Annotated in this window: 23 protein-coding genes; 14 read left to right on the plus strand and 9 right to left on the minus strand. The window is 63.3% G+C overall.

Annotated elements, in window-relative coordinates:
* The first annotated feature begins 106 nt into the window (after positions 1-106).
* On the plus strand, positions 107-2,203 hold the full coding sequence (locus NKH90_RS21605) for a TRAP transporter permease (RefSeq protein ID WP_352820781.1): 2,097 nt from the start codon (positions 107-109) through the stop codon (positions 2,201-2,203).
* The gene (locus tag NKH90_RS21610; RefSeq protein ID WP_352451865.1) at positions 2,200-2,583 is read left to right on the plus strand and encodes a DUF1850 domain-containing protein; all 384 of its coding nucleotides are present in this window, start codon (positions 2,200-2,202) and stop codon (positions 2,581-2,583) included. Before NKH90_RS21605 ends, NKH90_RS21610 begins: the two co-directional genes overlap by 4 nt.
* Here the strand turns inward: NKH90_RS21610 and NKH90_RS21615 are convergent.
* The 3 genes from NKH90_RS21615 to NKH90_RS21625 all read right to left on the minus strand — a co-directional run bounded on the left by NKH90_RS21615 (position 2,472) and on the right by NKH90_RS21625 (position 5,069).
* On the minus strand, positions 2,472-4,223 hold the full coding sequence (locus NKH90_RS21615) for a saccharopine dehydrogenase family protein (protein ID WP_352820782.1): 1,752 nt from the start codon (positions 4,221-4,223) through the stop codon (positions 2,472-2,474). The genes NKH90_RS21610 and NKH90_RS21615 overlap by 112 nt on opposite strands.
* Positions 4,224-4,284: 61 nt before the next feature.
* Positions 4,285-4,728 (minus strand): thiol-disulfide oxidoreductase DCC family protein, encoded by a 444-nt coding sequence (locus NKH90_RS21620; RefSeq protein ID WP_352473583.1) that lies wholly within the window; start codon positions 4,726-4,728, stop codon positions 4,285-4,287.
* Positions 4,729-4,922: 194 nt separating this feature from the next.
* Positions 4,923-5,069 (minus strand): hypothetical protein, encoded by a 147-nt coding sequence (locus NKH90_RS21625; protein WP_023718851.1) that lies wholly within the window; start codon positions 5,067-5,069, stop codon positions 4,923-4,925.
* A 407-nt stretch (positions 5,070-5,476) separates the two neighbouring features.
* Here NKH90_RS21625 and NKH90_RS21630 point away from each other — a divergent pair, with 407 nt between their 5' ends.
* From NKH90_RS21630 to ligD, 3 genes are all read left to right on the plus strand, one after another.
* On the plus strand, positions 5,477-5,983 hold the full coding sequence (locus NKH90_RS21630; protein WP_352473615.1) for a YciE/YciF ferroxidase family protein: 507 nt from the start codon (positions 5,477-5,479) through the stop codon (positions 5,981-5,983).
* 119 nt (positions 5,984-6,102) lie between these two features.
* Complete coding sequence (gene ku / locus NKH90_RS21635; protein WP_352820783.1) at positions 6,103-6,954, plus strand: non-homologous end joining protein Ku; 852 nt, start codon at positions 6,103-6,105, stop codon at positions 6,952-6,954.
* 9 nt (positions 6,955-6,963) lie between these two features.
* Complete coding sequence (ligD, locus tag NKH90_RS21640; RefSeq protein WP_352820784.1) at positions 6,964-9,465, plus strand: DNA ligase D; 2,502 nt, start codon at positions 6,964-6,966, stop codon at positions 9,463-9,465.
* Between the two features lie 121 nt (positions 9,466-9,586).
* Here the strand turns inward: ligD and NKH90_RS21645 are convergent, their stop codons facing one another.
* Positions 9,587-10,261, minus strand: coding sequence for an ArsR/SmtB family transcription factor (locus NKH90_RS21645; RefSeq protein ID WP_352539797.1), 675 nt, complete (start codon positions 10,259-10,261; stop codon positions 9,587-9,589).
* Positions 10,262-10,329: 68 nt separating this feature from the next.
* Here NKH90_RS21645 and NKH90_RS21650 point away from each other — a divergent pair, with 68 nt between their 5' ends.
* From NKH90_RS21650 to NKH90_RS21660, 3 genes are all read left to right on the plus strand, one after another.
* Entirely contained in the window at positions 10,330-10,545 is a 216-nt protein-coding gene (locus tag NKH90_RS21650) for a DUF1127 domain-containing protein (RefSeq protein ID WP_352539798.1), read from the plus strand.
* 96 nt (positions 10,546-10,641) lie between these two features.
* Positions 10,642-10,974 (plus strand): NIPSNAP family protein, encoded by a 333-nt coding sequence (locus tag NKH90_RS21655; protein WP_352684016.1) that lies wholly within the window; start codon positions 10,642-10,644, stop codon positions 10,972-10,974.
* Entirely contained in the window at positions 10,971-11,315 is a 345-nt protein-coding gene (locus NKH90_RS21660) for an antibiotic biosynthesis monooxygenase family protein (protein ID WP_352539800.1), read from the plus strand. The genes NKH90_RS21655 and NKH90_RS21660 overlap by 4 nt, the downstream gene beginning before the upstream one ends.
* Here NKH90_RS21660 and mbfA read toward each other — a convergent pair.
* Entirely contained in the window at positions 11,312-12,295 is a 984-nt protein-coding gene (mbfA, locus tag NKH90_RS21665; protein ID WP_352473594.1) for an iron exporter MbfA, read from the minus strand. The genes NKH90_RS21660 and mbfA overlap by 4 nt on opposite strands.
* Before the next feature lie 179 nt (positions 12,296-12,474).
* Here mbfA and NKH90_RS21670 point away from each other — a divergent pair, with 179 nt between their 5' ends.
* The 3 genes from NKH90_RS21670 to NKH90_RS21680 all read left to right on the plus strand — a co-directional run bounded on the left by NKH90_RS21670 (position 12,475) and on the right by NKH90_RS21680 (position 14,705).
* A complete protein-coding gene (locus NKH90_RS21670; RefSeq protein WP_352451855.1) occupies positions 12,475-12,792 on the plus strand; it encodes a hypothetical protein in 318 nt (105 codons plus the stop codon).
* A gap of 194 nt (positions 12,793-12,986) precedes the next feature.
* Positions 12,987-13,964 carry a threonine/serine dehydratase family protein gene (locus NKH90_RS21675; RefSeq protein ID WP_352817885.1) on the plus strand — a complete coding sequence of 326 codons (978 nt, stop codon included), beginning with the start codon at positions 12,987-12,989 and terminating at the stop codon, positions 13,962-13,964.
* A gap of 87 nt (positions 13,965-14,051) precedes the next feature.
* Entirely contained in the window at positions 14,052-14,705 is a 654-nt protein-coding gene (locus NKH90_RS21680; protein WP_352817888.1) for a glutathione S-transferase family protein, read from the plus strand.
* Positions 14,706-14,741: 36 nt separating this feature from the next.
* On the opposite strand, the gene NKH90_RS21685 is transcribed toward NKH90_RS21680, so the two are convergent.
* The 4 genes from NKH90_RS21685 to NKH90_RS21700 are packed head-to-tail and all read right to left on the minus strand — an operon-like array spanning position 14,742 to position 18,470.
* Positions 14,742-15,878 carry an ABC transporter permease gene (locus tag NKH90_RS21685; protein ID WP_352473617.1) on the minus strand — a complete coding sequence of 379 codons (1,137 nt, stop codon included), beginning with the start codon at positions 15,876-15,878 and terminating at the stop codon, positions 14,742-14,744.
* A gap of 8 nt (positions 15,879-15,886) precedes the next feature.
* Positions 15,887-16,807 carry an ABC transporter ATP-binding protein gene (locus NKH90_RS21690; RefSeq protein ID WP_023679007.1) on the minus strand — a complete coding sequence of 307 codons (921 nt, stop codon included), beginning with the start codon at positions 16,805-16,807 and terminating at the stop codon, positions 15,887-15,889.
* Positions 16,804-17,757, minus strand: coding sequence for an HlyD family secretion protein (locus NKH90_RS21695; protein WP_352817890.1), 954 nt, complete (start codon positions 17,755-17,757; stop codon positions 16,804-16,806). The genes NKH90_RS21690 and NKH90_RS21695 overlap by 4 nt, the downstream gene beginning before the upstream one ends.
* Complete coding sequence (locus tag NKH90_RS21700; protein WP_352684028.1) at positions 17,754-18,470, minus strand: CerR family C-terminal domain-containing protein; 717 nt, start codon at positions 18,468-18,470, stop codon at positions 17,754-17,756. Before NKH90_RS21700 ends, NKH90_RS21695 begins: the two co-directional genes overlap by 4 nt.
* 88 nt (positions 18,471-18,558) lie before the next feature.
* Between NKH90_RS21700 and NKH90_RS21705 the strand changes: the two genes are divergently transcribed.
* The 3 genes from NKH90_RS21705 to NKH90_RS21715 are packed head-to-tail and all read left to right on the plus strand — an operon-like array spanning position 18,559 to position 20,809.
* The gene (locus NKH90_RS21705; protein ID WP_352473606.1) at positions 18,559-19,032 is read left to right on the plus strand and encodes a CYTH domain-containing protein; all 474 of its coding nucleotides are present in this window, start codon (positions 18,559-18,561) and stop codon (positions 19,030-19,032) included.
* Positions 19,029-19,970: a CHAD domain-containing protein gene (locus NKH90_RS21710; protein WP_352820787.1), complete on the plus strand. Its 942-nt coding sequence runs from the start codon at positions 19,029-19,031 to the stop codon at positions 19,968-19,970. The genes NKH90_RS21705 and NKH90_RS21710 overlap by 4 nt, the downstream gene beginning before the upstream one ends.
* A gap of 41 nt (positions 19,971-20,011) precedes the next feature.
* Complete coding sequence (locus NKH90_RS21715; RefSeq protein WP_352684032.1) at positions 20,012-20,809, plus strand: C40 family peptidase; 798 nt, start codon at positions 20,012-20,014, stop codon at positions 20,807-20,809.
* The last annotated feature ends 10 nt before the right edge of the window (positions 20,810-20,819 follow it).

The raw sequence follows: 20,819 nt of genomic DNA on the forward strand, positions 1-20,819 counted from the left end.
ACGCTCCCTCTCTTACGGTGGCTGTCAAACACCACCATTCTGGCACATCGATGCCGTCGAGGGGGCGTCCACCCCATCACTATCAGCCCCGCCAGGAACCCCGCTAATGACCGCAACCCCGACCGTTCTTTCCCCCACAGCGGAAGCTCCTGTCGAAGGATTGCCGCCTGGCTTCGGCGAAGGCATCGCTGGCAAGGCGGCTTTTTTTATCGCCATCGCCTTCTCCATCTTCCAAATCTACATCGCCGCCTACGGCAGCCTGCCGAGCCAGGTCATACGCGCCATGCATGTCGGCTTCCTGCTGCTGCTCGGCTTTGCCCTAATCGCCAATCTGCGCGCCAAAAGCGTCCCGGCGAAAGCAGTGTTCTGGACGCTCGGCCTGCTTGGTTTCGCCACCGGTCTGTACAATTGGGTGTTCTATGCCGACCTCATCCGCCGCTCCGGCTTTCTCACCACGCCTGACCTGATCGTCGGCGCGGTGCTGGTCGTGCTGGTCTTCGAGGCGGCGCGGCGGTTGATGGGGCTGCCGCTTGCCGTCATTGCCTTCATCTTTCTCGCCTACGCATTCGCCGGCAATCATCTGCCACCGCCGTTCATCCATCGCGGCTATGATTTCGCCCAGCTCGTCGACACCTTCGCCTACGGTACCGAAGGCATCTACGGCACGCCGATCTATGTCTCGGCCGCCTACATCTTCATCTTCGTCGTTTTCGCCGCCTTTCTTGAGCGCGCCGGCATGATCGCGCTGTTCAACGATTTTGCGCTTGGCCTGGTCGGCTCATGGCGCGGCGGCCCGGCGCAAGTCTGCGTGCTGTCCTCGGCGCTGATGGGCACCATTTCCGGCTCCGGCGTCGCCAATGTGGTGGCCAGCGGCCAGTTCACCATCCCGCTGATGAAGCGCTTCGGTTTCCGCTCGGCTTTCGCCGGCGCCGTCGAGGCGACCTCGTCGATGGGCGGTCAGATCATGCCGCCGGTGATGGGAGCGGTTGCCTTTATCATGGCCGAGACCCTGAACATCCCCTATGCCGCTGTGGTCAAGGCGGCGATCATTCCGGCGCTGCTCTATTTCGGCGCCTGTTTCTGGCAGGTGCACCTGGAAGCCGGCAAGGCCGGCCTGCACGGCATGGCCAATGCCGACCTGCCCAATCCGTGGGATGCGGTGAGACAACATTGGCCGCTGGTACTGCCTCTCGCAGCACTGATCTACCTGCTGTTTGCCGGCTACACACCGGTGTTCGCCGGCACCATGGGTCTGGCGTTGACCATTGTGCTTATCCTCGGCACGCCGCTGGCAGCATCGATCGGGCCTCTCGCCTTCCGCATCGTCTTCTGGCTGGCGCTCGGACTTGCCGCGGCTTCCTTCATGAAATTCGGCGTCAACATCCTCAGCCTGGTCATCGCAGTGCTGGTCGCCGCCTGCCTCACCTTCAAGGGCGGGCGCGAGACGCTGCGCATATGCGTGGATTCCCTTGCCGAAGGAGCAAAGAACGCGCTGCCGGTCGGCATTGCCTGCGCCATTGTCGGCATCGTCATCGGTACGTTGACGCTTACCGGCATCGCCTCGACCTTCATCGGCTGGATCATCTCGATCGGCGAGAACAATCTGTTCCTGTCGCTGCTTTTGACCATGCTCACCTGCCTGGTGCTCGGCATGGGCATACCGACCATTCCCAACTACATCATCACTTCGTCGCTGGCCGGGCCAGCGCTGCTGTCGCTCGGCGTGCCGTTGGTGGTCAGCCATATGTTCGTCTTCTATTTCGGCATCATGGCCGATCTCACCCCGCCTGTGGCGCTGGCCGCCTTCGCCGCCGCGCCCATGGCCAAGGAAAGCGGCCTCAAGATCGGCGTCCAGGCCACCAAGCTTGCCATTGCCGGCTTCGTTGTGCCGTTCATGGCGGTCTATACCCCGGCGCTGATGCTGCAGGACCCCGGCCCGATCGCCGCCCAGTTCGGCTATCCCGTCGAGGTCGCCTATATCGTCATCAAAGCCTGCATGGGTATCGTCCTGTGGGGCGCCGCGGCCGTCGGATTTCTCGCCCGGCGCATGGCCTGGTGGGAACGCCTCGTCGCCTTCGCCGCCGGCGTGCTGCTGGTTGCGGCGCTGCCGCTCACCGACGAGGCGGGCTGGGCGCTATCCCTTGCCTGGATCGGCTGGCACTGCTGGCGCGCGCGGCAGGCTTCGCTGGCTAATTCAGCATGAGCCTCTGCATCGTCGCGGCCGGCAAGACGGTGACGCTCGCGGTCGCTGCCTTCACGCTCTCCTGGGTGCATTCGGTGGAGAAGACCCAGTGGCAGGAAGACTGGAAGGTGCTGCCGTCCGGCCTGCAATTGGTCGAGGCCCGCATCAAGGGATCGGGCGCCGGGATGGAGCCGCCGCAAGGCTCGGTGCTGAGAAACGGCTGGTGGGTCTATGCGCCCAAGGTCGGGCCACAGCGGCGCCTCGCGCTCGCCGCCTCGGGCGCAACGGGTCAGGGCTGGACGCTGTGCACGGCGCAGGACTGTCGCGAATTGGCCAAGCTGGCAGGCGGCACGATCTCGCTGGAGCCGTGCGGGCCGGAGGGCTCCAGCCAGCCGCGGTAGCGGACGATCATGCCGGCAAGCGGATGCGAGATCTCAACATGGAAGCGGAAGCGGCCATCCTTCACCGTTTCGTAGGAAGTCGAGCGTGGACCGAGCCACATCGGAAGCGGCAGGCCAAAAAAACTCCAGCGGCGCAAGACCAGCGCCAGCCGGCCGTCTGCTGCAACCAGCGCCATCGCGAAGGTCAGCGGGCCGAAGCGTTCGCACAGCAAGCGCTGCGATCGACCCCGGCCTGCGGACTGTAGGCTCGAAAAACTGTGCTTGCCGAATGTCCGGGTCCAGGTCTCGCCGTCCTTGTCGGTGTCGAAGCGGACATGAACCGGAATGTCCTCGCTTGCCCCGGGGAAGCCGACCGTCCAGGCCATTAGCCGGCCAAGAACATTGCGCCCGCGTTCGACGCGCGCGCGGCCTGCGGCCGTGATCGTACGGTCATGCATTGACCGAATTGCCTCGGGAAGGCCTTGCCAGGCGGCACCGAGCAGCTCGGCATAAAGCGGCTTGTCCTCGTCCGCCGCCCCGTTCCTGAAGCCGGTGTAGATTGTCCGCCCGGCGAACAGGGCTTCATAATCCCGGAGCTCCAAATCGCGCATCGCCGCCCGTGCGCCCGGCGCGGGCTGATGTCCGGCCAGCGCTTTGCGGACCAGCGCTTCGACCGCCATCGACGGGATCAGCGGCCCATCATTGCCCTCGGCCACGAGATGCCACGAGCGCTTGACGATGGCGCCCGCCCGGTCCGATCCCTCCACCTCGACGAACATGCCGCCGCGATGCTCGCCCCAGCGCAGCCGGTTCGTTGCCTGATGCATCAGCGGCGCCAGTGGCGAAAGCGAACCGATCAATCCGGCGCGTACAAGCCAGGCGAGGCCGATCAGGGCGCGGTGCAGCGTCTCGGGAACCGGCCCGGCGCCCATCCAGATGGTCTTCGCCTCCGGCCAAAGCTTGGCCAGAGCGCGCAGGTCCGGAACGTCGACCAGCGAGAACAGCGTGTTTCGAAGCGGCAGCCGGCCCGGCGGCGCGACGGAGTAGCGCAATTGCTCTGTGAACGGGTGGCCTTGTTCGGGACGGCCATTACGAACAAGCCGCACCGGCTGACCGGCGTAACCGGCGATAGCCCGAATGACGTTCTCGCCGACTCCGGCAAAGGGCGACGGCGCGATGCCGCCGCGAATGTCGTCGACCCGCGTCAGGTCCGAAGACAGGCGACGCACCACTGCCGCCGTCAGCACCGGAAAGCTCGACACGCCGGACAGCACGAAGACGCCGGCGTTTCGCGCCGCCTCGTCGAACGCAGAGACACCGGCGACGAAATCCGAGCCGTCGGCTAGATCGAGATAGTTGATGCGCCGGGCGATGCAGCCCTCGATCAGGCGATAGCGTCCCTCGCCATAGGCCTGGAACGGACCGCTCGCGTCGACTACAATATCAGGCTCTAATGCAGCGAGTTGCGCGGCGAGATCGCCGTCACGGTCGAACAGTGCCGGCACCAGCTGGGCTGCTGTCGGGGCGCGCTTCTTGCAATACGCGTCAGCCTTGGCGAGCGAGCGCCCGGCGACAAAGAGGATCAGATGCGGCTCGCCCTCCAAAAGCTCGACAGTGCGACCGCCAAAGGTGCCATAGCCGCCGACGACAAGAACCTTCATCCGCAGTTCCCCCAACAGTTCCCCCAAAATGCCCCGCCCGCTCCCGGCCACGGCAACGAATCTAGCCGATCAATCTTGCCCTCACCTCGGCGGAAGGGATTTCGCAATTGTCTTTCTTGCCGAACAGGGCGTAGCGGTTCTTTGCGATGCGGCCGTAGAGCCAGTCGCGAAGCGGGCGCGGCAACAGCAGCAGGATCCGCGCCGACCGACACGGCCAGCCGAGTTCGGCCATGACGGCAACGAAACTGTCCAGGCGGGTGAAAGCCGCGCCATCGACGATGACGAGATTGGTCTCGTAGCGATCCGTCCGCAGCCCGTATTTCTTGAACAGCACCTCGCCGAACGGTGACTGCGCCGTTACGAAATGGAAGTGGCCCTTGCGGTCGAGCTTCACCACCATGCGCACAAAGCCCGAGCACAACACGCAGACGCCGTCGAACACGATCAACGGGCGACTTGCATCGAATTCCGGCGGTTCAGGAGAATGGTTCGGCTTGACGGTCACGTGGCGCCTGACAGCTGGTGTCAGATGAAACTAGGCCTGCCGGCGGCTGGATCAAAGCCCGGAATGTCAGGGCCTTGGCGTTGTCGCACGCCGTCTGTCGGTCAGCGCAGGGCGCTCGGCGCGATAGGTCGTTGACCGGTTGTCGGCGTCGGGCCGGCAGATCCGGCTGTCGTGACGGCTTTCCGTGGTCATCATCAGTGCACGCTGATCCCAAGCGTGTTGCCACGGCGCGCGCAGGCGGGGCCTGGGCCGCGCATATAATAGCGCTCAGGCCGATAGGTCGGAGCGACGAATTCGCGGATGGCGGCGGCATAGCCGGCGATTTGATTCCAGAAGCTCATTTTACTCGGTCCCTGTCCCGCTTCGGATGTCCCTTCCGAATTGCGGGGATCATAGCGTCCAGGCGTGAATAGTCGGTGAACGCGATGTTAATCTCTGGTCGAAAATGCCTTTGTTCATGGCTGGAATGCGGCTGATTCGCGGTGTTTCCATGCAGTCCGTCGGCATTTCGTCCAGTGTGACTTTTGCATCACATATGTTTCGCCTGAATGTCGCAGAGGCGCGGTTTTGTTTCAGGTTTTGCCGGACCGCGAAATTTCCGTGCACGCGGCCGGAAAACCAGGAACCGGCCCGTCAGCCGCACGTTGATTTCCCAGTGCCGGGACGAACCGGCTCCGCAGGCTGTGGTGCTCGGGTGGGCCGCAGCCAAAAAATCCGAAACCGCAAGAGCAATGGAAAGGCAAAGGCCATGGGTTTCTTTTCGAAGGATATCAAAACCCTCGACGACCTCTTCGTGCACACGCTGCGCGACATCTATTACGCTGAAAAACAGATCGAGAAATCGCTGCCGAAGATGATCGACAAGGCGAGTGATCCGCAGCTGAAAGCCGGCTTTGAGAAACATCTCGCTCAGACCAAGGGTCATATCCAGCGTGTCGAGCAGGTGTTCGAACTGCACGGCGTGAAGGCCAAGCAGGTCGACTGCCCAGCCATCGACGGCATTCTCGAAGAAGCCGACGACGTCAGCGGCGACATCGCCGACAAGGAGGTCCTCGACGCTGCGCTGATCGCCTCCGCCCAGGCGGTCGAGCATTATGAGATGACCCGTTACGGCACCCTGATTGCTTGGGCCAAGCAACTGGGCCGCAGCGACTGCGCCAATGTGTTGGCCAACAACCTCAAGGAGGAGCAGGCAACCGACCGCAAGCTTACCGAGATAGCGGAAAGCAAGGTCAACCTGCAAGCCGCCGAGTAGCGCAGTGAGCGAGAACAAGGCAAGGCTGGGTTGAAAGCCCGGACTTGCCTTTTGCGCCGCCGGAACCGGAACGGACTTTGCCCGTTCTCGGTTGAACATTGTCGTGCAGGGAGTTTGTCATGGCGCCGCGCCCGGCCTGGAGAGGGTATCTCAAGCTTTCGCTGGTCACTTGCGCCGTCGAACTGACCAATGTCGTCACCCAGGCGGAGAAAGTCTCATTCCGCGTGCTCAACCGCAAGACCGGCAATACCGTCAAGCGCGTCTATGTCGATTCGGCAAGCGGCAAGCCGCTCGATGAAGGCGACGAGATCAAGGGCTACGAAATCGGCGACGGCGACTTCGTCCAAATCGAGGAGGAGGAGATCGAAGCCGTGCAGATCGAATCCTCGCACACGATGAGCCTCGATGGTTTCATCGAAAAATCCTCGATCCAACAGATCTATCTCGACGCGCCCTATTATGTGACGCCTGCGGACGAGGTCTCGGAAGAGGCCTTCGCCGTCATCCGCGACGCCATGGCCGCCAAGAAGACGGCGGGGCTAGCCCGCATTGTGCTCTATCGCCGCGAACGTCCGGTGGTCATCGAGCCGTTGGGCAAGGGTCTGCTGCTGACGACCTTGCGCTATGGCGATACGGTTCGCAGGCCCGAGATAGTGTTCGGCGACATCAAGACGGTGAAGACCGACGCCGAGATGATCAGGCTGGCCGAACACATCGTCGATGAGAAACAGGCGGCGTTCGATCCTTCCGAATTCGAGGACAAATACGAAAATGCCCTGATCGAGCTGGTCCGCGCCAAGAAGGCCGGCAAGAAGGCACCGAAGGCCAAGGCGGAACCACGGCCCTCCAACGTCGTCAACCTCTTCGATGCGCTGAAGAAGAGCCTTTCGTCGGAAGCCGGTGCGCCGGCAAGGACCGGACACCCGGGAAAAGGCGCCAAGTCCAAAGCCGCCCGGCGCAAATCTGCTTAGGATCCGCCCATGGCCAGCCTCGAGCAGTATCACGCCAAGCGCAATTTCAAGAAGACGGCCGAACCAGCCGGCAAGGTTTCGCGCGGCAAGAAAGCCGTGGCGGGTGGCATCTTCGTCATCCACAAGCATGCCGCCACCAGGCTCCACTACGACCTTCGTCTCGAGCATGGTGGCGTGCTGTGGAGCTGGGCCGTGACGCGAGGCCCGAGCCTCGACCCGCACGAAAAGCGGCTCGCCGTGCACGTCGAGGACCACCCGATCGACTATGCGCCGTTTGAAGGCACCATCCCGAAGGACCAATATGGCGGCGGCTCGGTCATTGTCTGGGACGAGGGAACTTGGGTCCCCGATGGCGAACCGGCAAGGGCGATGAAGAAAGGCCATATCAGTTTCGAACTGTATGGCCACAAATTGCATGGCGCCTGGCATCTGGTGCGGCTGAAGCCGCGTCCGGGCGAAAAGCGTGACAACTGGTTGCTGATCAAATCCGACGATGCCGCCGCGCGTCCGGGCGAGGACATTTTGCAGGAGGCGCCGCAATCGGTGAAATCCGGCCTGACCATCGAAGAGGTCGGCGAAGGCAAGACCGCCGACGGCAAGAAGCCAAGCGTCTGGCAGTCCGACCGGCCGGCCGCCAGCAAAGCGAAGGCCGTCGCGGCAAGGCGGCTGGAATTCATCGAACCGGCGCTCGCAACGCTGGAGCGGGACGCCCCGCCCGGCAAGGACTGGCTACATGAGGTGAAGTTCGACGGCTATCGCATGCAGGCGCAGCTTGCCGGCACCGAGGTGCGGCTTTTGACACGCGCCGGCCTCGACTGGACCGACAAATTCGGTGGCGCAATTGTCGCGGCACTTGGCGGCCTGAAATGCACCGATGCTATCATCGACGGCGAAATCGTCGTGCTGGCGCATAATGGCGTGTCGTCATTCTCGCTGCTGCAGCAAGATCTGTCGGCGGGCCGTACGGATCGTTTCATCTACTACGTTTTCGACCTGTTGCGTCTCAACGGTGAGGATATCCGTTCAGAGCCGCTGGTCGAGCGCAAGGAAAGGCTGCGCACTTTGCTCGCCGGACAGGCCGAGGATCAGGCCGTGCGCTTCAGCGACCACTTTGCCGAGCCCGGCAAGATCATGCTGGAGCATGCTTGCCGGCTGGGGCTCGAAGGCGTCGTCTCCAAGCGCGCCGATGCGCCCTATCGCAGCGGCCGTGTCCCGTCCTGGGTGAAGTCGAAATGTACGGCGCGCCAGGAATTCGTCATCGGCGGCTACATGCCGTCGGACAAGACCGGGCGGGGCCTGCGCTCGCTGCTGGTCGGCTATCACGAGGGCGGCAAGCTGCGCTATGCCGGCCGCGTCGGCACCGGCTTCACGGCCAAAAGCACCAACGAGCTGAAGAGGAGGCTTGATGCGCTGAAGACGACAACCTCGCCCTTCGACAGGGCGGTGCCAAGGGGCAAGGGGCTGGTCTGGGTCAAGCCCGAACTTGTTGGCGAAGTGGAGTTTCGCAGTTGGACGTCGGACCGTATAATACGCCACGCGTCGTTCCAGGGATTGCGCGAGGACAAGCCGGCGGAGGAAGTCGTGCAGGAGAAACCGAAAGCACGCTCAGCTCCGGCAGAGTCGACGCCAAAGCCCGCCAAACCCGCGGCCACGGCGAAAACCTCGGTTACGCTGTCCCGCCCCGACAAGCTTCTGTGGCCGCAGGAGAACGTATCGAAGCAGGATCTGGTCGATCACTACGCGCTGGTCTGGCCGCGCATGAAGCAATTCGTCATCAACCGGCCGCTCAGCCTCGTGCGGGCGCCGGACGGTGTTGGCGGCCAACGGTTCTTCCAGAAGCATGCCTCGGCCGGCATGCACGACAAGATCGCCGTGATGAAGGACCCCACCGACGGCGAGGAGATATTGTTCATCCGCGATTTCGACGGTGTCGTGGCCCTCGTTCAACTCGGCGTCGTCGAGATCCACATCTGGGGCTCGACCACGGACGAGCTGGAAAAACCAGACCAGATCATCTTCGATCTCGATCCCGACGAGGGTGTCGACGTGAAGGCGGTGCGTGCCGCGGCGCTCGATATCCGCAGCCGGCTCGACGAACTGTCCCTGCCTAATTTCGTCAAGACCTCGGGCGGCAAGGGCTATCATGTCCTCGTCCCGCTGAAGCCGTCGGCGGACTGGGACGAGGTCAAAGGCTTCGCCCATGAGTTCGCCCGAGCGCTCGAGCAAGCCGCACCCGACCGCTACACGGCGACGCTGTCTAAGAAGGCGCGCACCGGCAGGATATTCGTCGATTATCTGCGCAATGGCCGTGGCGCGACCACGGTCGCGCCCTATTCGTCGCGCGCCAAAAAAGGCGCCACGGTATCAATGCCGGTGACCTGGGCGGAAATCGAGGCCGGATTGCCGCCGAACGCCTTTCCGATCGGCGACAAGACGACGCTGAAGCGGCTTGGGCAAGCCGATCCCTGGGAGGATTTTTTCAAGCAGGCCAAGCCGCTCAAGCGCGGCTAGAGCAATTCCAGGAAAAGTGTGGAACGGTTTTCCGTCTGGGATTGCGTCAAAACAAAAAAAGATAGAGCGGTTCGGTGTTTCCGTGAAACGACGAGCCGTTCTAGTGCGTCGAAGCGAGCCGTCAGGCGAGAAACGTCTTCTCGAACGCCTGCTTGCCTGTCGGCGAGAAAATCACCGCACGGCTGTCCTTCTCGCGCCGCGCCCATTTCTCGGCGAGGATCTTGTCGAGAATGGCGGCGCCCAGCGTGCCGGCGAGGTGCGAACGCCGCACGCTCCAGTCGAGGCAGGCCCGGCACACCGGTCGCCGCGCCTTGCCCTCGACATCGATGCCGATCGCGGCGAAATGCGAGGCGGCCGACGGCCCAAGCTGAATCTCCTCATCATCTCGCAGGAGCACTTGTCGAGCGACGAGACGGTCCAGCATCGCCACCGCCTGCTCGCCGGCGAGGTGGTCGTAGCAGACCCGCGCCACGCGCATGGCCGCGTCGCGTGGGCCAGGCCGCACTCGTTGCGGCCCGGCCGCAGCGGCAACACCTGTGATCGCCTCGATCATGCCTGCTACCTGCGGGCCGGCGAGGCCGTAGTAGCGATGCCGTCCCTGGCTTGCCAGCGTCAGCAGCCCGCCTTCCATCAGCTTCGACAGATGGGAGCTCGCTGTCGGAAGCGACACCCCGGCCTCGAGTGCCAGTTCACTCGCCGTCAGTGCCGTGCCGCCCATCAGTGCGGACAGCATGTTTGCCCGCGCTGGATCGCCCACCAGGCTGGCAATGCGGGCTATGTCAGGTCCTTCGCGCATGGTTCGTTCCTCATCGAAGCATCCTCGTCAGAAAAGCATCAGTCTCGATGCAAATCAAGGAGACAACGATGCCTGCAAGGACCATTCTCGGCGCCGCGCCTGCTCGCCGGCCGTTCCCGTTCATTGTCTTGCGGCGCTTGCGGCGGCGGCTCCTGAAGCGGTGGTACGACCGTCATCTGCAGCGTCTCGACCTCGCCGAGATCGACGATCATCTGCTGCGGGACCTTGGCCTGACACCTGAAGACGTCCGCCGCGAATGCGCGAAATCGTTCTGGCAGGCATGATCAGCGAAGGATTTGCCTAGCATATCGATCTTCGGAACGTTTCGATCCGGCTCGAACTGTGACCGCAAGAAAACATCCACCGCCAAGGAGGCGAAAATGACCATCACCTGCTTCATCCGCTACGAGATCGATCCGTTCGGCAAGGCGGCGTTCGAGGAATATGCACGCAATTGGGGGCAGGCGATCCCGCGCTGCGGCGCCGATCTGATCGGCTATTTCGCGCCGCACGAAGGCTCGGCCACCACGGCTTATGCCGCCTACAACATCGACAGTCTTGCGGCCTACGAAGCCTACCGCGCCCGGCTCGCCGCCGATCCCGCCGGTAAGGCGAATTACGAGTTCGCCCGGCGGGAAAAATTCATCCTGAAGGAGGACCGCACCTTCCTCAAGCTCGCCTCCGGGCCACATGCTCCTTTGGTAAAACCATGATCACCGTCATCTTCGAGGTCGAGCCGGCGGCGGGCATGCGCGATGCCTATCTCGGCATCGCCGCCGATCTGCGCCCACTGCTCGACGGCATCGACGGTTTCCTGTCGATCGAGCGCTTCCAGAGCCTTGCCGATCCGAACCGCATCCTGTCGCTGTCCTTCTGGCGCGACGAGGATGCGGTGAAGGCCTGGCGCAACACGCAGGAACATCGGCAGGCGCAGAAGGCCGGGCGCGGCGGTATCTTTGCGGACTATCGTTTGCGTATCGCTCATGTCGTGCGCGATTACGGCCTGACTGAACGCGCCGAGGCGCCTCAGGACAGCCAGGCGGTGAATGGTTAAGCATTCCCGATCAGCACCCCTGCCGCAAACACCAGCGCGCCACCCAGCACCACCTGGAAGGCGGCGCGCCAGAATGGGGTCTGCATGTAGCGGTTCTGCACGAAGGCGATCGCCCACAGCTCGAAGAAAACCACCACGGCGGCGACAATGGTCGCCGTCCAAAAAAGCGGGATGAGATAGGGCAGCGCATGGCCGAGCCCGCCCAGCGTCGTCATGACGCCGACGGTCAGCCCGCGTTTTGCCGGCGAGCCGCGGCCAGATAATTTGCCGTCGTCGGAAGCCACCTCGGTGAAACCCATCGAGATGCCAGCGCCGATCGAGGCGGCAAGCCCGACCAGAAAGGTCTGGAACGTATCATGCGTGGCAAAGGCGGCGGCAAAGATCGGCGCCAGCGTCGACACCGAGCCATCCATCAGCCCGGCCAGCCCCGGTTGCACATAGGTCAGGATGAACTGGCGCTGCTCGGCCGCCGCCTCTTCGTCCTTGACCGCGCCCGGCACATGCTTTTGCTCCAGCCGCTGCGCCAGTGTCTCGTGGCCCTGTTCTGCGATCGCCAGGTCGTCGAGCAGCTTTCGCGTCGACGCATCGCCTGTGCGTTTGGCCGCCTCGATATAGAACAGGTAGGCTTGGCGCTCCATGGCCTCGGCCTGGCTGCGCACATGATCGATGCCGAGCGGCCTCACCAGCCAGTCCGGCTTGCGCTCGTAATAGCCCTTCACATGTTCGCGCCGGATCAGCGGTATGCGCTCGCCGAAGCGCTTGCGGTAAAGCTCGATCAGCGAATCGCGATGGCCGTCCTCCTCCTCCGCCATCTCCTCGAACACCTTGGCCGATTGCGGAAAGCTCTCCGCCAGCCCGTCGGCATAGGCGCGATAGATGCGCCCGTCATCCTCCTCAGAGGAGATGGCGAGCGCCAGGATCTCCTGTTCCGAGAGCGATTCAAAGGGACGGCGGCCGAAGCCGAAAACGCGGGAAAGCATGAGAAATTCACCCTAGTTTAGAACGGTTCTAAACTAGAGCTTCGCACATCCTCGGTCAATCGTGCCCGCTCCACTCATGCTCAAAGGTACAGGCTTCAAAATCCCGAACACATTGCCGTTGCTATCGGCAAACGTTCACCTATATAACCGAATCTCAACCAAGAGAAAGGAACCCGCAGATGCTGGAAAAACAGCAGCCGTTTGACCCCAAGCCGGTTCTCGACCTGATCGCTAACATCGAGGCGGACTTGCAGCGCCTGAAAGGGCTGGTCGAGCAGCAGGTCGAAAAATTTGATCCCGCCAATCCGCATAACAAGGCTCCCGACGGCAAGTTGACCGAGGAGGGCGTCGAGTGCTGCTATCGCCTGTTCGACGAGGGAAAGTCGCGCTATTCGGTTGCTCAGCAGATGAAGATCTCCTTCGCCGCTGCCACCCATCGCTTCAACACCTGGCGCAAGATCGGCGGCCCCAAACGGCAAAAGACGCTGTTGGGGTGAGGGGCGGCCGGCAATGCCGGTAATCGGCAGCGATTTGTCGAAATGACGAAGCATGGCGGAGGGCGGAGGAGAGGTGGGTGACAGTCACGCCCACTCCTGCTTCCAAGTCGAATTGTAACGGTCACATTTTTTCATTGGTGCGCGGCTTCCCTTTCCGTGCACATAGGCAGTCTCATCTCTTGCAGGACCCAGCCATGATCACCCCTCCCGGCATCGCCGATATTCACAGTGCAGCAGCGCGATTGTCCGGACTGATCGTCGAAACGCCGCTGATCGAATCGCCGGAGTTGAACAATCGCTTCGGCGCCAGGATCCTGTTCAAGCCGGAGACGTTGCAGCGCACCGGCTCGTTCAAGTTCCGCGGTGCATACAACAAGCTCTCCTCGCTCTCGGCGGAAGAACGCGCCCGCGGCGTCGTCGCCTTCTCGTCGGGTAATCACGCGCAAGGCGTTGCCGCCGCAGCGGCGATGTTCGGCGTCAAGGCCGTCATCGCCATGCCCGCCGATGCGCCGGCGATGAAAGTCGGCAATGTCAGGAAGATGGGCGCGGAAGTGATCACCTTCGACCGGGTCCGCGACGATCGCACTGCCGTCGTCCGTTCTTACGTGGAAAAGGGCATGGTCCTAGTGCCGCCCTACGACGATCCGGCCATCATCGCCGGCCAGGGCACGATCGGCCTCGAATTGATGCGCCAAGCAAGAGCGCTTGGCGTCAGCCTCGATGCAGTAGTGGTTCCCTGCGGCGGCGGCGGGTTGAGCAGCGGCATTTCGATCGCGGTCAAGGACGCCTCGCCGGGCACCGCCGTCTGGGCCGTGGAACCCGAGCATTTCGACGACACACGCCGCTCGCTGATCAAAGGCGCCAGGATGTCGAACACGCCCGGCCACACCTCGATCTGCGATGCCCTTCTCGTCGCCGAGCCGGGCGCCATCACTTTCGAAATCAACCGCAAGAATCTCGCCGGCGCCATCGCCGTTTCCGACAAGGCGGTGGCACAGGCGATGCGCGATGCGATGGCTTGTCTGAAGCTGGTCGTCGAACCCGGCGGTTGCGTCGGCTTGGCCGCGCTGTCGTCAGGCGAGATCGACCTTGCCGGGAAATGCATTGCCGTGGTGCTCTCCGGCGGCAATGTCGATCTCAGCACCTATGCCGAGATCATTGCTGCCAGCTAATATAGTAACCAATTCCAGGTGCCGGTTCGAGGCGCTCGAGCCTCCGTTGCACCCGGTCGAACCGGTACCCTTCAAAGACTGAGATCAATGAAACTGTTCTTCAGCCGCAATCCCAATCCTCGCCTCGCGGTCGCGGTGGCACGGTATCTCAACGCCAAGGTCGAGTTTGAATTCGCCTCTCCCTTCGCTCCGGGCCAGGCCGAGCGATTTCGGCCGCTCAATCCAAATCTTTCATTGCCCATCCTTATAGGTTCGGGAAAAAGCCTCTGGGAGGCCGACGCCATAGCCTGTCGGCTTTCGCGCGATATGCATTCGGATTTCTGGCGCGCTGGCGACGACGAGCCCGAGATGATCCGATGGCTGAGTTGGGGGAAAGAGAACTTCGCAAGAGCCTGCGATGTCGTGCATTTCGAACGCGGGACCAAACAGCGCTATGGGCTCGGCCCGATCGATCAGGCGCGGGTTGAGGAGGGCCTGAGCGACTTCCGCACGGCCGCTGCCATACTTGATGCCGAGCTTTCTGAGCGAGAATGGCTGGTCGGCGCTTCGGTTTCCTATGCCGACTTTCGAATGGCGACGTTTCTGCCCTTCAACGATGTCGCCCGATTGCCGCTCGATGACTATCCCTCTGTCAGTCGCTGGTATCTTAAACTCGAAGAAATCGACGCCTGGCGCGATCCCTTCGAAGGGCTCAATGCGCCTGAATTGACACCGGTCCCGGGCCAGGCCAAGTCCGTGTAAATCTCGATCATTTGCACAAGCGGATCGAGTTCGACCCTAATCCAGCGTCCGGCGGAACCGCACCAGCGCAATACCGGCGAACAGCGCCACGAACACCACCAGCCAGCCGATTTCCGTTGCCACCGCCGGCAGCTCGGCGCCCTTCAGCATCACCGCGCGGATGATGCGCAGGAAATGCGTCAGCGGCAGCACCTCGCCGAAAATCTGCGCCCAGTCCGGCATGCCGCGATAGGGAAACATGAAGCCGGACAGCATGATCGACGGCAAGAAGAAGAAGAAAGTGAGCTGCAGGGCCTGCATTTGCGTGCGGGCGATCGTCGAGATCGTGTAGCCGAGCAGCACCAGCGCCAAGACGAAGATAAGGACCGCCGTCAACAGCAGCGACATCGACCCGGTGAAGGGGATGGCAAACAGAAGCTTCGAGGCTGCCAGCACCACCAGTACCTGCACGGCGCCGACCGCCAGATAGGGCAGCACCTTGCCCAGCATTATCTCGAGCGGGCTGGACGGCATCGCCAGAAGGTTCTCCATCGTGCCGCGCTCGGTCTCGCGCGTCAGCGCGATCGAGGTCATCATCACCATCGTCATCTGCAGGATGACGCCGAGCAGGCCGGGCACGATGTTGTATTGTGAGACGGCTTCCGGATTGTAGCGCCGGTGCACCACCACCTGGAGCTGGCCCCGGGCAGCTTCGGCCGCCGTCTCCTGCATACCGCGTGCCCTGAGCAGCGCCTGATTGGCGACGGTGCCGAGCGTCGAGATGGCGCCGCTGGCGACGGCCGGGTCGGTCGCATCCGCCTCGATCAGAATCTGCGGGCTGTCGCCGCGCTCGACCCGTCGGGCAAAATCGGCGGGAATGGTGACGACGAAGGCGACGTCGCCGCGCGCCATCAGGAATTCGGCTTCGGCGGCACTTTGCGCAACATGGTCGAAGCGGTAATAGCCGGTGGTCTGCAGCGCCGAAACCATGGCCCGCGTGTAAGGATCGCTGCTCATCGTCACCAGCGCTGCCGGCAGGCTCTTCGGATCGTTGTTGATGGCATAGCCGAACAGCACCAGCTGCATCAGCGGTACGCCGAGCATCATGGCGAAGGTGATGCGGTCGCGCCGCATCTGGATGAACTCCTTGATCAGCAGCGCGCCTAGCCTGGCGAACGAAAAGATGCTGTCTATCCCATTTTTCATCCCATGTTGTCCTTCGAACCGGACATGAACTGGATGAACACATCTTCCAGGCTGGTCTCGCCGGGCGTCACCGTAACGCCCTCGTGCTCTTTCTCGACATCGGCGAGCGCTGCCTGAAGTGCCGTCCTGTCGGAGCCGACGACATGCAGCGTCGCGCCGAACGGCGCCACCTGGTCGACGCCGGGGCGGCCATGAAGTGCGGCAGCGACCTGATCGAGCCGCGGCCCTTGCAGGACGAAGGTGGTCAGCCCGGCATTCCTCACCACGTCCTCGACCGTGCCGGTGGCCAGCATCTTGCCGTAGGAGATGTAGCTGATGCGGTGGCAGCGCTCGGCTTCGTCCATGTAGTGGGTGGAGACCAGCACGGTCAGGCCGCCGCTCGCCAGCCGGTGGATCTCGTCCCAGAATTCGCGTCGCGCTTTCGGGTCGACGCCCGCCGTCGGTTCATCGAGCAGCAGCAGTTTCGGCTTGTGCATGATGCAGGCGGCCAGCGCCAGCCGCTGCTTCCAGCCGCCGGACAGGGTGCCGGCCAACTGGTTCCTGCGCGATGTCAGGCCGAGCTCCTCAAGCGTCTTAGCAACGTGCTCGTCGAGCGGCTTCAGCCGGTAGAGCCGTGCCACGAATTCGAGATTCTCGCCGATCGTGAGATCTTCGTAGAACGAGAATCTCTGCGTCATGTAGCCGACTTCGCGTTTGATCCGCAGGCTGTCGGTGCGGATGTCGAAGCCCAGAACGGTGCCTTCGCCCTCATCCGGCGTCAGCAAGCCGCACATGATGCGGATGGTCGTCGTCTTGCCCGAGCCGTTCGGCCCGAGGAAGCCGACGATCTCGCCCTCGGCCACAGCCATAGTCACATGATCGACGACGGTCTTGTCGCCGAAGCGTTTGACCAGGCCGTGCACGTCGATGACGTTCATTTTCCGATGTCCGCCAGATCGACGTCGACGATCTGCCCGGGCTGCAATGCGCTGGCGTCGCCCTCCGGCCGCGCTTCGACCAGATAGACCAGCTTTTGCCGGGTCTCGAGCGAGTAGATCACCGGCGGCGTGAATTCCGGATCCGGCGACACGTAGCTGACGCGAGCCTTCACGCCCGATCCGCAGCCGTCGCAATGGACGTTGAGCAGCGTGCCGACGTCGACCGAGGAGAACGCGCTTTCCGGCACATAGACGCTGAGCTTCACCGCGCCATCCGGCAGCATGGAGATGACCGGCGCGGTCGGCCCGGCCGTGTCGCCAGGATAGCGGATGACATCGTTGACCCGGCCGGGCGAGGGCGCCGTCAGCACGCGCTTCGACAGCCGCCATTGCGCTTGCTCCAGCGCCGACTGCGCCTGCCTGACCTGATTGTCGGCGGCCTTGATCGTCTCCGGCCGTGCCGGCAGGCCGCCGACGGCGAGATTGGCCTCCGCCTGGCCGACCTGCGCGTTGGCCGTCTCCAGCGTCGCGGAAGCCGTGTCGTAGTCGGCCTGTGTGCCGGTGCCGCGTTTGAACAGATCGCTGGCGCGGATGTAACGGCGTTTGGCGTCGGCGGCTTGCGCCTTGGCCATGTCGAGCTGCGCCTTGAGCACCGCAATCTCTTCAGGCCGCTTGCCGACCTGCAGGTCGGCAAGTTGCGCCTGGGCCTGCGCAAGGGCCGCCTCGGCTTGTGCGATGGCGATCTTGGCGTCGGCGTTTTCCAGCGTCACCACCGGCGTGCCGGGCGCGACGCGGTCGCCGCGCTTGACCGCAATCGTCTCGACCTGCGCCACCTCGATCGGCGCGAGCAGGACGTAGTCGCCCTCGACGTAGCCGACGGCGAGCGGTGCTCCCGGCGCGCAGGCGCTGAAAAGCTGGGCGGCAAGCGGCAAAGAACAGAGCAGGCTCATGATCCACGATCCTTCCGGACAGCCAAATCGCGCCGAGCCAAAATCGCGCTGAGATTATCCGTCACCACCGCCGCGATCTTTCCGGCCTCGTCATTGCCGATCTCGCGCCAGCCCATGCGGCGCATAACCGCCTCGCGGCCGATGCGGAAATAGACGACCTGGCCAATCAGCGTGAACACGGTGAGTTTTGTGCGCTCGCTCTCGGCCGGCTCGCCCGTCGCCTGTTCCCAGATCAGGCAGAACCGGTTATGCGCCGGTTCGAACACGCCGTCATAGATACGGTCGAGCGCCGCGGTAGGATGCGACAGCTCGCGCAGGACGAACTGTACAATCTCGCCGGCTTCCGGCCTTGCCGCGATGAAGGCGACCATCCGCTCCAGTGCGACGGCTAAATGTGCCCGCGCGGCCTCGGTGTCCGCCAATGCCGCGACCGGCGCCTGCAGATTGCCGATCGCCTGGCCGGCAACGGTCTGGATGGTGTCGACGATGTAGTCGGCCGCCGCGTTGCGGAGCCCTTCCTTGCCGCCGAAATGATAGGCGATCGAGCCGATATTGGCCTTGGCCTCCGCCGCGATCTGGCGCGTCGAGGTGCCGTCGAAACCTTGCCGTCCGAACAGTTTCAACGCCGCGCGGACAAGTGCCGCCCGCGTCATATCGGCGGCGGTCTTGGGCGCCTCATGAGGAAGGCCGCTGGCGCTGGGCGATTTGATCATGGCCAACAATTTAATCAATCGAATGATTAAAGTCAAGTGCGGTCAAGCGGCTTGCCAACTCTGGCCGTGCGCGCTTTAGTGCCTGGCCATGGGCAAGGAAATCGAGCGTAAATTCCTGGTCTCAGGTGAGGAATGGCGGGCAATGGTCGAGGCGGACATTCATATCCGTCAATTCTATCTTGTCGCCGAACCCAGCCGTACGGTTCGTGTTCGCATCAGCAACGATGCGGCCGCCAAGCTGACGCTCAAGTTCGGCAGCCAGGCACGCGAGCGCGATGAATTCGAATATCCGGTACCTTTGGCGGAGGCGCAGGAGATGCAGGCCTTTGCCATCGGACATGTCATCGAGAAGACACGCCACCATGTTAAACATCGCGGCTATCGCTACGAAGTCGATGTCTTCGGCGGGACGCTTGCGGGGTTGGTGATCGCCGAGCTCGAGACGCCGGATGATATACAGGACGAAATGCTGCCACATTGGCTCGGCCGTGAAGTCACCGGCGAGCCGAGATTTTACAACGCGTCGCTCGCCCTTGGGGGGATTCCGGAGATCGTCGCATGAGCTTTCGTATCGATCCGCGCATGTCGCTGACCGGAGAGGTCAGGCGCATCCTCGCCGAGGAGATCGGCAAGGTGATCGACCATCTGAACGCGGCGCGTGACAGGCCCGAACCGGGGCTGCACAAATGCCGCAAACGGCTGAAGAACGTCCGCGCCTTGCTGCGCCTTGTCCGTTCCGGAGACGAAACATTCTGCGTGACGGAGAATCAGTGCTACCGCCAGGTGGCGGCCCTGCTTGCCGGCCCGCGCGAGGCGACCGCGCTGGTCGAAACAATCGACCGGCTGGCGGCAAGCTTTCCCGAGCAAAGTGCCGGCGATGGCCTCGGTGCCGTCCGTGACAGGCTCGTCGCGCGCCAGCATGAACTGCATGGCGGAGGAGGCCTCGATGCTGCGATAGGCGCGGCGATTTCCGCTTGCGAGGAAGGTGTCGCCCGGATCGACAAGCTCGCTCTGCCCGACAAGCCGGAGCAGGCTGCCGACGTGCTCGCCGAAGGCGCGCGCACCACTTTGCGCCGTGCCAAGAAAGCGCTGGACAAGGCGGCTTCGCGCGGCGAAGCCGATGACTTTCACGACCTGCGCAAGGCGGCCAAGACGCATGGCATGCACCTGTCGCTGCTCGGCCGGCTGTGGCCGACGCCGATCAAAACGCGGCGCAGGGCCGTCGACGAATTGGGCGAGCGGCTCGGCGAGCTGCATGATGTGTTCGTCATGCGCGCGCTTCTCGATGCCGAGGACCAGCCACTCGGTCCTGCTGAAGAGACGCGGTTGCTTGCCAAGCTGCTGAAGCGTTCGGAAAAGAGCCTGAAAAAGACCTGCCTCGCCGAGGCGGCCGAGCTTTTCGGCGACAGCCCGAAGCGCTCGACGAGGAAGTTCGCCCGTAAGGCGCGCGAAGATCTCACAGTTGCGCACGAAGACGCCGGCACGCCTGGCGTGGGCTGATCATGGTCTAACTTGCCGCCCTGTGGTAATCGCCGTCTGGCATGACCGAGCCCGGCGACACGCTTCTGGACCGACTTGGCCGCTGGCTTGCCGGCCGGCTGCAGGAGGAATCGTCCGGCTACGAGCCTTACACGCCGTCGGACGCCGAAACGTTGCGCCGCACGCTCGAGCCCGGCGACATCCTGCTCATCGAAGGCAACCAGAAGATCTCGGCGGCGATCAAATACCTCACCCAGTCGACCTGGTCGCATGCCGCCTTCTATATCGGCGATGCATTACCGGAGCCGGAGGACGGATCGGAGCGGCGGCGCCTGATCGAGGTCACGCTCGGCGATGGCTGCATCGCCGTGCCGCTGTCGCGCTATCGCAGCTACAACACCCGCATCTGCCGGGCGAGTGGCCTGGCTCCGGACGATCGCGAAGCGGTCGTCGCGTTCATGATCGGCAGGCTCGGTCTCAGATACGATCTCAGGAACATATTCGACATGCTGCGCTACTTCTTGCCGACGCCGCCGGTGCCGGTGCGCTGGCGCCGCCGCATGCTGGCTTTCGGTTCCGGCGACCCGACGCGCGCCATCTGCTCGTCGCTGATCGCCGAGGCGTATGGCCTGATCCGCTACCCGATCCTGCCGGAGATTACCCGGGCGCCTGGCCGTGCCTCGGCCCAGTCGAGCTTTTCGCGCAGGGAAATCCTGCACATCCGCCATCACTCGCTCTACACGCCGCGCGATTTCGACCTGTCGCCCTATTTCCGTATTGTCAAGCCGACGCTGGAATACGGCTTCGACTACCGGCAGATGGTCTGGGATGACAAGGTGGCGAACAAGACCGCCGAATAGCCGCTCGATC

The sequence above is a fragment of the Mesorhizobium sp. M0898 genome (assembly GCF_040319695.1).
GTDB lineage: Bacteria > Pseudomonadota > Alphaproteobacteria > Rhizobiales > Rhizobiaceae > Mesorhizobium.